We start from the raw sequence: 12,174 nt of genomic DNA, 5'->3' as shown, positions 1-12,174 counted from the left end.
CCCGCCTTGCCCGGCAACCAACCCGCGCGACAGACAGCGCCGACGATCAGGTCGTGGCCTTTCTGAACGCGGCCGTCGCCAGCCCCATGAGAACCAGCGCCGCCCCTCCCAGGCGCGATAGGGCCGGCAGCACGAAGGGTGACGCGAAACGGCGCCGCAAGCTGTCCCCCAGAAGCGCGAAGGCCAGGGCATTGGCGGCTGCAAGGCCGACGATTGTCGCGATCAGGATCGCGAATTGCGGGACGAGCGGCGCGCCAGCGACGATGAACTGCGGCACGAAGGCTATGAAGAACACGATCGACTTCGGGTTCAGCGCCGTCACGGTCAGGGCGTGGCCGAAAACCTTCAATGGCTCCCCGTCTTGGAGATCCTGGGCCGCGCCCAGACGTGCATCGGGGGCGCTGCGGAAAAGCTTGACCCCGAGATACACGAGGTAGACCGCCCCGAGCCATTTCAGAATGGTAAACAAGGCCGCAGAGGCGAGGACCAGCGCGCCCAACCCGGCGAGCGAGGCCGTCATCGCGATCAGGTCGCCCAATGCGACACCCGCGACAGTGGCAAGGGCGACGCGCCTGCCCTGGCTCAGCGCATAGCTGAGAACCAGCAGGACCGTCGGCCCCGGTATGAGCAGAAGCGCGATCGAGGCTGCGGTGAATGCGAGCCAGATGTCGATGTCCATGGTGGCCTCCCCGGGAGTGATCCCGGTAAGCCAGCCACGAGATGCATGACCGGTAAAGCCCTCTAGCGGGCAGCCTCCGCCCCGGGGGCGCATCCCGGCGGCTGCAGACGGCGGCCTTAGCCGCGCCGATGGTCACAAATAAAGGGCGCGGCCTGACGGCTGCGCCCCTTCGTCGTGCAAGGATGAATTCGGGTCAGTGACCCGCGTAGATCGCGGCGAGGCGCGTCACGGCCTCTTCCACCGTCATCTCCTCGCTCTCGCCGGTGCGGCGCGAGGTCAGCTCCACCTTGCCGGCGGCGATGCCGCGGGGGCCGACAGTGATGCGCCAGGGCAGGCCGATCAGGTCCATCGTCGCGAACTTGGCCCCCGCCCGCTCGTCGCGGTCGTCGTAAAGCGGCTCCAGCCCCTTGGCGGCGACCTGCGCCTCGATCTCGGCGCAGGCGGCGTCGCAGGCGGCGTCGCCCTGCCGCAGGTTGACGATGCCGACGTGGAAGGGCGTCACGCCCTCGGGCCAGATGATGCCCTTGTCGTCGTGGCTGGCCTCGATAATCGCGCCCAGCAGACGGCTGACGCCGATGCCGTGGCTGCCCATGTGTACCGGCACCCGCTCACCCTTCTCGTTGGCGACCATGGCGCCGAGGGGTTCGGAATACTTGGTGCCGAAGTAGAAGATCTGCCCGACCTCGATGCCGCGGCTGGTGCGGCGCCGCTCCTCGGGGACCTCGGCGAAGACGCCCTCGTCATGCGTCTCGTCGGTGCGGGCATAGGGCGTGGTCCACTCGGAGCGGATCGAGGCAAGCTGCGCCGCATCGTCGTAATCCACCGCGCGATCTGCCAGCTTCAGGTCGAGGATGGCGCTGTCGTAGAAGACCTCGCTCTCGCCCGTTTCGGCCAGCACGAGGAACTCATGCGTGTCCTCGCCGCCGATGGGGCCCGAATCGGCGCGCATCGGGATCGCCTGCAGGCCCATCCGCTCGTAGGTGCGCAGGTAGCTGACCATGTGCCGATCGTAGGCCACCATCGCCGCCTCGTAGTCGAGGTCGAAGTTGTAGCCGTCCTTCATCAGGAACTCGCGCCCGCGCATGACGCCGAAGCGGGGCCGCATCTCGTCGCGGAACTTCCACTGAATGTGGTACAGCGTCAGCGGCAGGTCCTTGTAGGACGAGACGTAGCTGCGGAAGATGTCGGTGATCATCTCCTCGTTGGTCGGACCATAGAGCATCTCGCGACCCTGCCGGTCCTTGATGCGCAGCATCTCCTCGCCGTAGGCGTCGTAGCGGCCCGATTCCCGCCAGAGATCGGCGCCCTGCAGCGTCGGCATCAGAAGCGGGACATGGCCCGCGCGCTCCTGCTCCTCGTTGACGATGCGCTCGATGTTGCGCAGCACCTTCAGGCCCAGCGGCAGCCAGGAATAGATGCCCGCGCTGGCCTGCTTGATCATCCCGGCGCGCAGCATCAGCCTGTGCGAGGCGATCTGCGCCTCGGCCGGCGTCTCCTTGAGCACGGGCAGGAAGTAGCGGGAGAGGCGCATGGATGCACTCCGGGTCAGGGGCTGAAAGGTCCGCACCGTCGTATGGCAGCCCGGCATGGCTGACAAGCGACGGCGCGCCACCCGACCTTTGCATGGCCCTTGCGCAGAGGGCCGGATCCGATGACATAGGCCGGTGCAGCAAAGGGAGGTCGCGGTGGCACTTTCGGCCCGTCAACAGGCCTTGATCTGGACGCTCGCGGCGGCGGTCTTCCTCGTCCTGCTGTGGCTGCTGGGCGATGTCATCCTGCCCTTCCTGATCGGGGCGGGCGTGGCCTATATCCTTGATCCCGTGGCCGACAGGCTGCAACGGCTGGGGCTGTCGCGCGGGCTCGCCGTGGCGCTGATCACCTGCATTGCGCTGGTGGCGATCCTCGTCGCGGTGCCGCTGCTGGTCTCGACCCTCGCCAGCCAGGCCCGGCAGCTGGGCGAGACCGCCCTGCCCCAGCTTTTCGACACCGTGCGCGACTGGATCGAGACGAACTACCCGCAGGTCGGCGATGCCGACTGGATCCGCGAACAGCTGGGCCGCATCGGCGAGGCCGTGCAGGCCCGCGCCGGCGAGATCATCAACGGGGTGCTCAGTTCGGCCGCCGGGGTGATGAACATCGTCCTGCTCTTCGTCATCGTTCCGGTCGTCTCGGTCTACCTGCTGCTCGACTGGGACAACATGGTCGCGCGCATCGACGACCTTCTGCCGCGCGATCACCGCCCCACCCTGCGCCGCCTCGGGCGCGAGATCGACGCGACCCTCGCCTCCTTCATCCGTGGGCAGGGCCTCGTCTGCCTGATCCTCGGCACCTACTACGCCGTCGCCCTCGGCATCATCGGGCTGAACTTCGGCATCTTCATCGGGGCGCTTGCCGGCCTCGTGACCTTCATTCCCTACCTCGGCGCGGTCATCGGCTTCACCCTCTCGATCGGGCTGGCGCTGTTCCAGTTCTGGGGCGAGTGGTGGTACATCCTCGGCGTCTACGCGGTCTTCCAGAGCGGCCAGTTCGTCGAGGGCAACATCCTGACGCCGAAGCTCGTCGGCTCCAGCGTCGGGCTGCACCCGGTCTGGCTGCTGCTGGCGCTGGCAGTCTTCGGGGCGCTCTTCGGCTTCGTCGGGCTGCTGGTCGCGGTGCCGGTCTCGGCGGCGCTGGGGGTGCTCGCCCGCTTCGGGGTGGAGCGCTACAAGGAAAGCCAGCTTTACCGCGGCTCCAGCGGCACGCCGGCGCGCGGCACGGTCGATCCCTCGATGACCGGCGGCAGCGGCACCAACATCGATCTCGACGCACGCGCGGGGGGCGAATGGCCCGGCAGCTGACCCTGCCCCTGCCGCCCAAGGTGGCCTTCGGCGCGGACGACTTCTTCGTCTCCTCGGCCAATGCCGCCGCCCATGCGATGCTGCTGGGCCCGGCGCCCTGGCCGGAGGGGAAGCTGGCGCTCGTCGGCCCCTCGGGCAGCGGCAAGAGCCACCTCGCCCGCGTCTGGCAGACCGAATGCGACGCCCGCATCATCGACGCCAAGGACCGCTCGGCCCTCGACCAGCAGCCCGAGGCGGGCGCCCGGCTGGTGGTCGAGGGGGTCGAGCATCTGCCCCGCGCGGCGGAAGAGCCGCTGTTTCACCTGCACAACCGCCTCGCCCGCGTCGGCGGCCAGCTTCTGCTGACATCGGACCGGGCGCCCAGCCGCTGGAACATCGCCCTGCCGGATCTCGCCAGCCGGCTGCAGGCGACCTCGGTGGTGCGGATCGAGGATCCGGACGACCGCCTGCTCGAGGCGGTGCTGGCCAAGCATTTCTCGGACCGGCAGATCCCGATCGGGCCGGACCTGCTGCCCTATCTTCTGTGGCGGATGGAGCGCAGCTTTGCCGCCGCCGCCGAGATCGTCGCCCAGCTCGACGACCGCGCCCTGGGCGAGCGGCGGCCCGTCACCCGAGCGCTGGCCCGCCGCATCCTCGAAGAGCGGGACGGCTGACGCGGCGGGTCTCTGGACACTCCGCCAGCCAATTTCGATACTGCCCCTGCGGCAGTCACGAAGCCGTTGCAAGACGGCAGAACAAGGGGACCGATGGCACAAGCAGACTTCCTTTCGGACCCGTTCCCCGCCCCGCAGGCGCCCGAGGGCGACATGACCGGCCCCGCCCGCTTCGTGAACCGCGAGCTTAGCTGGCTGGGCTTCAACTTCCGCGTCCTCGAAGAGGCGGAGAACACGCGCGTGCCGCTGCTGGAGCGGCTGCGCTTCCTGTCGATCAGCGCCAGCAACCTCGACGAGTTCTACACCGTGCGCGTCGCCGGCCTGCGAGAGCTGGCGCAGGCCGGCAATACCACGCCCGCCGCCGACGGCCTGACCCCGGCCGAGCAGCTGCGCGAGATCGACGTCGAGGCGCGGGCGCTTATGCACCGCCAGCAGGGTGTCTTCACCGCGCTGATCGACGAATTGGCAGAGGCCGGCATCGACGTGCTGGGTCGCGACGACGTGACGGAGGCCGACCAGCAGTTTCTGGACGACTATTTCCTGAACCACGTCTTTCCCGTGCTCTCGCCGCTGGCGATCGACCCGGCGCACCCCTTCCCCTTCATCCCGAACGAGGGGCTGGCCCTCGCCCTGCAGCTGGAACGCATCTCGGACCGGCGCGGGCTGCAGGCGCTCTTGCCGGTGCCGAACCAGATCGACCGCTTCGTCGCCCTGCCCTCCGAGATGGGCCAGCGCTACCTGCCGCTGGAAGAGCTGCTGCTCATGTTCCTCTCGCGGCTTTTCCCGGGCTACCGGATGAAGGGCCACTGCACCTTCCGCGTCCTGCGCGACAGCGACCTCGAGGTCGAGGAAGAGGCCGAGGATCTGGTGCGCGAATTCGAGACCGCGCTGAAGCGTCGCCGCCGGGGCGAGGTCGTGCGGATGAAGCTCTCTGTCGGCGCGCCAGAGGCGCTGAAATCGACCATCATGGGCGAGCTGCACATCACCGACTGGGAGGTGGTCGAGGTCGACGGCCTAATCGGCATCGGCGATCTCAGCGAGCTGGTGACAGACCAGCGGCCAGAGCTTCTCTGGCCGCCCTTCAGCCCGCGCGTGCCCGAACGGGTGCAGGACCACGACGGCGACATGTTCGCCGCGATCCGGCAGAAGGACATGCTGCTGCACCACCCCTACGAGACCTTCGACATGGTGGTCCGCTTCCTGCGGCAGGCGGCGCAGGACCCCGATGTCGTGGCGATCAAGCAGACGCTCTACCGCACCTCGCGCAACTCGCCCATCGTCGAGGCGCTCTGCGATGCCGCGGAAGAGGGCAAGTCCGTCACCGCGCTGGTGGAGCTGAAGGCCCGCTTCGACGAGGCCGCGAACATCCGCCAGTCCCGCCGGCTGGAGCGGTCGGGCGCGCATGTCGTCTACGGCTTCACCCAGTACAAGACGCATGCCAAGATCAGCACCGTGGTGCGCCGCGAAGGCGACCGGCTGGTGACCTACACGCATTACGGCACGGGCAACTACCATCCGATCACCGCCAAGATTTACACCGACTTGTCGTTCTTCACCTGCGATCCGGCGCTGGGGCGCGATGCGACGAAGGTCTTCAATTACATCGGCGGCTATGCCCAGCCCGAGGGGCTGGAGAACCTCGCCATCTCGCCGCTGTCGCTGAAATCCGAGCTTTTCGAGATGATCGACGCCGAGATCGCCCATGCCCGCGCCGGCCGCAGGGGCGAGATCTGGGCCAAGATGAACAGCCTGATCGAGGCCGAGACCATCGACAAGCTTTACGAGGCCAGCCGGGCGGGCGTGAAGATCACCCTCGTCATCCGCGGCATCTGCGGGCTGCGCCCCGGCGTTCAGGGGCTGAGCGAGACGATCCGCGTCAAATCCATCGTCGGGCGTTTCCTCGAACACAGCCGCATTGTCTGCTTCGGTAATGGCCAGGGCCTGCCCTCGCGCAAGGCGCGGGTCTTCATCAGCTCCGCCGACTGGATGGGCCGCAACCTGACCCGCCGGGTCGAGACGCTGGTCGAGATCGAGAACGCCACCGTCAAGGCGCAGATCGTCGAGCAGATCATGGCCGCCAATCTCGCCGACGTGGCGCAAAGCTGGGTCATGGGGCCGGACGGCCGCTTCACCCGCGCCGATCTGCCGGAGGACGGGCGCCCCTTCTCGGCGCACCGCTTCTTCATGGAGAACCCCTCCCTCTCGGGGCGCGGCAGCGCGGGCGCCAACGACGTGCCGCAGCTGACCCACGGCGACGACTAGCCGGGCACGCAGGCCCCGAACGAAAAACGGCCGGCACCCCGAGGGGGCCGGCCGTTTGTCTTCGGGTCGGGGCGGGGCCTAGCGGCCCTCGTCCTCCTCGTCGTCGTCACTGCCGCCGGCGGGCAGGTTGAAGAGGCTGTCCGCATTGGCGTAGTCGCGCTCGGTCTCCTCCTCCTCGTCGTCCTGCGCCGGCGCCTCGTCACGAGGCTGGGCCTCGTCGTCATTGCCCGACAGGGTGAACCCCTCGAGGCCGGAGATGGAGGAAGGCACGCGCGGCTCCGCCGGCATGCCGAGGCTCTGCTCGGTCGAGACCAGCTTGCGCCGCTCGTCGTCGGACATCGCGGTGCCTTCGCGCATCTTGCGCTCGTTCGCCTTCTGCACCGCCTGGTCCAGCTCGGACTGTTTGCACAGGCCCAGGGCGACCGGGTCGATCGGATCGAGGTTGGCGATGTTCCAATGCGTGCGCTCGCGGATCGCCTGGATCGTCGGCTTGGTCGTGCCCACCAGCTTGGAGATCTGCGCATCGGCCAGCTCGGGATGGAATTTGACCAGCCAGAGGATCGAGGCCGGGCGGTCCTGCCGCTTGGACAGCGGGGTGTAGCGCGGGCCGCGCCGCTTTTCCTCGCCGACGGAAGAGGGGTTGAACTTGAGCTTCAGCTTGTGCCGGGGGTCCTTCTCGGCACGGTCGATCTCGTCCTGCGTCAGCTGGTTGTTGGCCACGGGGTCGAAGCCCTTGACCCCCGTCGCGACATCGCCGTCGGCGATGCCCTGGATCTCCAGCTCGTGCATGCCGACGAAATCGCCGATCTGCTTGAAGCTCATCGTCGTGTTGTCGACCAGCCAGACGGCGGTCGCGCGCGCCATGATCGGTTTATCGGCCATCGCTACCTCTCAAGCAATATCTCTCCCCGGCCCCGCCGGGGCGGATCGCCGTGGCGATCCCGGTTCACGCTGTCGGGGAACTCAAAACCCCATATAGGGGTCGGGAGGCGGCAGGAAAAGCCACAAATTCGCGCGCCCTCTCGGCCTGCGGGGCAAAACCCGCCCCGAAGGCGGCGCGTCAGTCGTCTTCGCCGAAGCGCGCCGCGACCAGCGCCTCGATCGCCTCGGCGAGCGGCTGCGCCTGCGGCCCGCTGGTGACGACGTCGATCGTGCTGCCCTTGCCCGCGCCCAGCATCAGGAGGCCCATGATGCTGTCGCCGGTGCTGGACATGCCGTCGCGGCTGATCACAGCCTCGGCCTCGTAATCCTCGCACAGCTCGACCAGCTTGGCCGAGGCGCGGGCGTGAAGGCCCTTCACGTTGACGATGGTCAGGGTGCGGTGCGTGGCCTGCGCGGATTTCATGAGCCGGTCTGCTGCTCCATCGCGGGGTCGACGATCAGGCTGTCGATGTACTTGCGCCCCGCCGTCAGCGCCGCGCGCACCGCCTCGGGGACAGCCTTGCGCCGGCATTTCGCCAGCTTGATCAGCATCGGCAGGTTGGCCCCGTAAAGAATACGCCTGTTCGAGAGGGAACAGGCGCGTAGGGAAAGGTTCGAGGGGGAGCCGCCGAACATGTCGGTCACGATCACCACGCCGTCACCGGAATCGACGGCATCGGCGGCAGCGCAGATCTCGATCTGCTTGGCGGCACGGTCGTCCTCGGGGCGGATGGTGATGGCGCGCATGCCGGGCTGCTGGCCGACGACATGCTCGACCGCGAGAAGGTATTCCCGCGCCAGGCCGCCATGCGCCACGATGACGATACCGATCACGATGCCTGTCCCTGACCTGCGGCCGCCGCGCCCGGTGTCCCGGCCTGGCGTTCCAGCTCTCTGTGACGTTTAGACACCTGCCATCCTTCCTCTGCAAGGGTCTTGGCCAACCGTTCCACCAAGGCGACGGAGCGGTGTTGCCCGCCGGTACATCCGAAGCCGACGGTGAGATGCGTCTTCCCCTCGTCGCGATAGGCCGGGAGCAGTGGAACCAGAAGATCGCACAGCCTGGTGAAGAAGCCGTCAAAGCGCGGATCGGCGGCAACATGCTCTGCGACGGCGGGATCGCGCCCATCCAGCGGGCGCAGCTCGGGCACCCAATGCGGGTTCGACAGGAACCGCACGTCAAAGACCAGATCGACGCCGCGCGGCAGGCCGCGCTTGTAGGAGAAGCTCTGCAACGTCACCGACAGGCCCGGCCCGCCGCCGGGGGCGAAGAAGCGCTCCACCTCGGCGCGCAGCTCGTGCGGGGTCAGCGCGGAGCTGTCGATCAGCACGTCGGCGCGGCCGCGGATCGGCACCATCATCTCGCGCTCGCGCTGGATGCCGGCCAGCGGCACCTCCCCCGGGGCGAGGGGGTGGCGGCGCCGGGTCTCGGAATAGCGGCGCACCAGCGTGCTCTCGTCGCTGTCGAGGTAGAGCACCTGCTCGGCGATCTGCGGCATGGAGGCGAGGCGGTCGATCGCGGCCAGCATCGCGTCGATGCTGAAATCGCGGTTGCGCACGTCGACCCCCAGCGCGATCGGCCGCGACAGCCGCAGCCCGTCGATCAGCTTGGGCAGAAGCGACAGCGGCAGGTTCGAGATCACCTCGAACCCCAGATCCTCGAGCGTGTTGATCGCCGTCGTCCGCCCGGCGCCCGAGGGGCCGGTGACCAGCACCACGCGCTGGCGTCCGTCGTCCGTGCCGGCCCGGGCCGGCCCTTCCGTGTGCGCTGTCATGGGCTGGGATCCACCTGGCTCAATCACTCCGTCCCGCTTTCAGATACTGCAGGATCGCAGCGGCGAAATGGGCCGTCTCGACCTTGTGAAGGAACGGGATTTCGATTCCAAGAAGGGAAATGCTGCGGCGCGGCGGCAAGCGCTCCGTTTCGATGCTGTCCAGCGTCACGGCCAGCGCGACGCGTGCCTCAGGCACCGCCCTGGCCGCCAGCAGGCCGACGCCGCGTGCCTCGATCAGCCCCTGCAGCCGCGGCGGGCAGCGGGCGGTCAGGGCGCCGCCCTCGACGCCGAGCAGCGTGCGGTCGTCGGCGACAAGGTCGCAGCCCCAGCCCAGCAGCGCCAGCCCCAGCGCCGACTTCCCGCTGCCCGAGGCGCCGCCGATCAGCACCGCCCGCCCCTGCCAGGCGGCGCAGGTGGCATGCAGGATCAGAGGCTGCGCGGCGCCCGCCGTGTCAGAGGGGAAGGCCGACGACAAAACGCGCGCCAAGAGGATCGGAGGTGGGATCGGCCTCGGTCGGGCGGATGTTCTCGGCCCAGATCACGCCGCCATGCGCCTCGACGATCTGCTTCGAGATGGCGAGGCCGAGGCCGGAGTTGTCGCCGAACTGATCCTGCGGCCGCTCGGAGTAGAACCGCTGGAAGATCTTGGCCAGCGCGTCCTCGGGGATGCCGGGGCCGGTATCCTCGACCACGACGAGCACGCGGTTCGCCCGGCGCCGCGCCCAGATGCGGATCGCATCGCCATCGTCGCAGAAGGAGATCGCGTTGGAGATCAGGTTGACGAAAACCTGCGCGAGCCGCCCCTCGAGGCCCTGGATATGGACCGGCGTGCCCGGCAGGTCGGCGATGAACTCGATCCCCTTGCCGGCGGCCTCCTCGCCGAGGTGATCGGAGAGGTTGTTCAACATCTTGAGCAGATCGAATCGCTCTTCCTCTTCCTTCACGAGGTCGGCGTCCAGCCGCGAGGCGCTGGAGATATCGGTCACCAGCCGGTCGAGGCGCCGCACGTCATGCTCGATCACGTCGAGAAGCTTGTCGCGGTGATCCTCGCGCTTGACCATGCGCAGCGATCCGATGGCCGAGCGCAGGCTGGCGAGCGGATTCTTGATTTCATGCGCGACATCTGCGGCGAATTGCTCGTTGCTGTCGATCCGGTGATACAGCGCCGCGACCATGCCGCGCAGCGCCGCCGAGAGGCGACCGATCTCGTCCGGGCGCGCGGTCAGATCGGGAATGCGAACGCGCGAGGGCGCCATCTTCCGGGCATTGCGGTCGCGCCCGCTTTCGGCGGCCGCGGCGAGATCCGAGATCGGGTTGGTTATGGTCGAGGCCAGCATCAGGCTGAATACGACCGAGACGATCACGCCGATCATCAGCACCTGCAGCACGCGCTCGTGTTCCTGGCGCAGGAGCGAATCGAAGAACTGCGCCTCGCCGATCAGGGCCAGCGTGTACCCCGTCAACTCGTCCTCCGGACCAAGAAGCGGCGATGCAGCGGTCAACAGGGTGGAGCCGTCCAACGACTCGCTGATCTCGGTGGCAATATCTCCGTCGGACCGCACACGCTGCGCCAGAACCCGCGTCAGGACGCCGCGATAATCGTCCTCGGACAGTATCTGCGGATGTTCCTCGGCCCAGGGTCGCAGTCCCGACACGGCCGTGCCCAAGGCGTCGAGGACATCCGAAAGCGGGGTCGCCCGCTCTCGTGGCATTCGGACCGGCGCCGGCGTGATCTCGGGCAGGACCCGGGTCGTGACGGCCCCCTCGGGATCGTAGAGCCAAACCTCCACCCCATCGGGGATGGCAAGCTGTTGCAGCACATCGGCAGGGCCGAGCGCCGGGTTGGCCTCTTGACCGTCCTGAACCAGCCGGCCCATGAAAACGCCCAGGTAGGACAGGCTGGCCACGCGCTGCTCGACAAGGTCGTTCCGCGAGGGGGCCAGATGCAGCAGCGCGCTCATGATGAGCAGAAGCGCGACGAGGTTGTAGGTGACGATTTTGCGGGCCATGGGCGAGCGCCTCAGGGCCCAGATGCCGCGGCGCCGCTCTCCCTGCTCGGCCGCGGCGGGAGCGGTGCCGCCGACCCAGTCGTCGCCGATCAGCACGTCGCCACCGGCGGAACTGCCCTGTTCGCTGTTGCCGACCTTCTTCAGAAAGCCGCGGGCCGCACGGCGGACCGACCCCAGATCGCGTACATCGATATCCGAGTCGGACGTCATTCCGGTACCGTTGCTATCGTTACTCCTCGTTGTAACGATAGCCGATGCCGTAAAGGGTTTCGATAGCGGAGAAGTCGTCGTCTACACTTCTCATCTTTTTCCGAAGCCGCTTGATGTGGCTGTCGATCGTCCGATCGTCGACGTAGACCTGGTCGTCGTAGGCGACGTCCATCAGCTGATCGCGGCTCTTGACGAAGCCGGGACGCTGCGCAAGTGCCTGAAGCAGAAGGAATTCCGTCACCGTCAGCGAGACGTCGGTATTCTTCCACTTCACCGCGTGGCGCAGCGGGTCCATGCTCAGGTGGCCGCGGACCATCACCTTGCTCTCTTCGGTGACCTCGACGGTGTCGCCGGCGATTGCCTCCTGCCTGCGCAGCAGGGCACGGATCCGCTCAACCAGAAGGCGTTGACTGAACGGCTTCTTCACGTAGTCATCCGCACCCATCCGCAGGCCGAGCACCTCGTCGATCTCGTCGTCCTTCGAGGTCAGGAAGATCACCGGGATCGACGCCTTCTGCCGCAGGCGCTGCAGAAGATCCATGCCGTCCATGCGCGGCATCTTGATGTCGAGGACCGCCATGTCGGGCATGCGCTTGTTGAAGGCCTCGAGCGCCTGCTGGCCGTCGCTGTAGGTCTCGACCTCGAAGCCCTCGGCCTCGAGCGTCATCGACACGGAGGTGAGGATGTTGCGGTCGTCATCGACCAGCGCGACTCTGCTCATCGCAGCCTCTCCAATACCTGTTGACCGGCACGGGCCGGCTTTGAAGGCCAGTCCTCGCCCCTTTTCGGCCACCAAGCAAGAGCAAGCGGCGAATCGGCGCCTCAAGC

At 67.7% G+C, this 12,174-nt stretch carries 12 protein-coding genes; 3 read left to right on the top strand and 9 right to left on the bottom strand.

Annotated features, from left to right (window positions below):
- Positions 1-46 precede the first annotated feature (46 nt).
- Positions 47-679 (bottom strand): LysE family translocator, encoded by a 633-nt coding sequence (locus DFP88_RS09120; protein WP_110814104.1) that lies wholly within the window; start codon positions 677-679, stop codon positions 47-49.
- Positions 680-872: 193 nt separating this feature from the next.
- The gene (proS, locus tag DFP88_RS09115; protein ID WP_110814103.1) at positions 873-2,210 is read right to left on the bottom strand and encodes a proline--tRNA ligase; all 1,338 of its coding nucleotides are present in this window, start codon (positions 2,208-2,210) and stop codon (positions 873-875) included.
- Positions 2,211-2,364: 154 nt separating this feature from the next.
- Between proS and DFP88_RS09110 the strand changes: the two genes are divergently transcribed.
- The 3 genes from DFP88_RS09110 (at position 2,365) to DFP88_RS09100 (ending at position 6,431) form a co-directional block, all read left to right on the top strand.
- Positions 2,365-3,516 carry an AI-2E family transporter gene (locus tag DFP88_RS09110; RefSeq protein ID WP_110814102.1) on the top strand — a complete coding sequence of 384 codons (1,152 nt, stop codon included), beginning with the start codon at positions 2,365-2,367 and terminating at the stop codon, positions 3,514-3,516.
- The gene (locus DFP88_RS09105; protein WP_110814101.1) at positions 3,501-4,169 is read left to right on the top strand and encodes a P-loop NTPase family protein; all 669 of its coding nucleotides are present in this window, start codon (positions 3,501-3,503) and stop codon (positions 4,167-4,169) included. Before DFP88_RS09110 ends, DFP88_RS09105 begins: the two co-directional genes overlap by 16 nt.
- A gap of 93 nt (positions 4,170-4,262) precedes the next feature.
- A complete protein-coding gene (locus DFP88_RS09100) occupies positions 4,263-6,431 on the top strand; it encodes an RNA degradosome polyphosphate kinase (RefSeq protein WP_110814100.1) in 2,169 nt (722 codons plus the stop codon).
- Between the two features lie 78 nt (positions 6,432-6,509).
- Here DFP88_RS09100 and DFP88_RS09095 read toward each other — a convergent pair whose 3' ends face one another.
- From DFP88_RS09095 to DFP88_RS09065, 7 genes are all read right to left on the bottom strand, one after another.
- Positions 6,510-7,313, bottom strand: a complete 804-nt coding sequence (locus tag DFP88_RS09095; RefSeq protein ID WP_110814099.1) for a DUF1013 domain-containing protein — start codon at positions 7,311-7,313, stop codon at positions 6,510-6,512.
- A gap of 178 nt (positions 7,314-7,491) precedes the next feature.
- On the bottom strand, positions 7,492-7,776 hold the full coding sequence (locus DFP88_RS09090) for an HPr family phosphocarrier protein (RefSeq protein WP_110814098.1): 285 nt from the start codon (positions 7,774-7,776) through the stop codon (positions 7,492-7,494).
- On the bottom strand, positions 7,773-8,186 hold the full coding sequence (locus tag DFP88_RS09085) for a PTS sugar transporter subunit IIA (protein WP_110814097.1): 414 nt from the start codon (positions 8,184-8,186) through the stop codon (positions 7,773-7,775). Before DFP88_RS09085 ends, DFP88_RS09090 begins: the two co-directional genes overlap by 4 nt.
- On the bottom strand, positions 8,183-9,127 hold the full coding sequence (rapZ, locus tag DFP88_RS09080; RefSeq protein ID WP_110814096.1) for an RNase adapter RapZ: 945 nt from the start codon (positions 9,125-9,127) through the stop codon (positions 8,183-8,185). The genes DFP88_RS09085 and rapZ overlap by 4 nt, the downstream gene beginning before the upstream one ends.
- Positions 9,128-9,146: 19 nt before the next feature.
- Positions 9,147-9,602: an HPr kinase/phosphorylase gene (locus tag DFP88_RS09075; protein WP_110814095.1), complete on the bottom strand. Its 456-nt coding sequence runs from the start codon at positions 9,600-9,602 to the stop codon at positions 9,147-9,149.
- A complete protein-coding gene (locus tag DFP88_RS09070; RefSeq protein ID WP_110814094.1) occupies positions 9,580-11,346 on the bottom strand; it encodes an ATP-binding protein in 1,767 nt (588 codons plus the stop codon). Before DFP88_RS09070 ends, DFP88_RS09075 begins: the two co-directional genes overlap by 23 nt.
- Before the next feature lie 19 nt (positions 11,347-11,365).
- A complete protein-coding gene (locus DFP88_RS09065; RefSeq protein WP_110814093.1) occupies positions 11,366-12,067 on the bottom strand; it encodes a response regulator transcription factor in 702 nt (233 codons plus the stop codon).
- Between the last annotated feature and the right edge of the window lie 107 nt (positions 12,068-12,174).

The organism is Pseudoroseicyclus aestuarii (genome assembly GCF_003217255.1).
Lineage (GTDB): Bacteria > Pseudomonadota > Alphaproteobacteria > Rhodobacterales > Rhodobacteraceae > Pseudoroseicyclus > Pseudoroseicyclus aestuarii.
Note: the sequence above shows the minus strand (reverse complement) of the source record. Positions and strands in the feature narration are given on the sequence as shown.

Excerpts from the sequence above, each read along its gene's own strand:
- DFP88_RS09070 (WP_110814094.1), bottom strand. The coding sequence starts at position 11,346 with ATGACGTCCGACTCGGATATCGATGTACGCGATCTGGGGTCGGTCCGC.
- proS (WP_110814103.1), bottom strand. The coding sequence starts at position 2,210 with ATGCGCCTCTCCCGCTACTTCCTGCCCGTGCTCAAGGAGACGCCGGCC.
- DFP88_RS09100 (WP_110814100.1), top strand. The coding sequence starts at position 4,263 with ATGGCACAAGCAGACTTCCTTTCGGACCCGTTCCCCGCCCCGCAGGCG.
- DFP88_RS09095 (WP_110814099.1), bottom strand. The coding sequence starts at position 7,313 with ATGGCCGATAAACCGATCATGGCGCGCGCGACCGCCGTCTGGCTGGTC.
- DFP88_RS09090 (WP_110814098.1), bottom strand. The coding sequence starts at position 7,776 with ATGAAATCCGCGCAGGCCACGCACCGCACCCTGACCATCGTCAACGTG.
- DFP88_RS09105 (WP_110814101.1), top strand. The coding sequence starts at position 3,501 with ATGGCCCGGCAGCTGACCCTGCCCCTGCCGCCCAAGGTGGCCTTCGGC.
- rapZ (WP_110814096.1), bottom strand. The coding sequence starts at position 9,127 with ATGACAGCGCACACGGAAGGGCCGGCCCGGGCCGGCACGGACGACGGA.
- DFP88_RS09065 (WP_110814093.1), bottom strand. The coding sequence starts at position 12,067 with ATGAGCAGAGTCGCGCTGGTCGATGACGACCGCAACATCCTCACCTCC.
- DFP88_RS09120 (WP_110814104.1), bottom strand. The coding sequence starts at position 679 with ATGGACATCGACATCTGGCTCGCATTCACCGCAGCCTCGATCGCGCTT.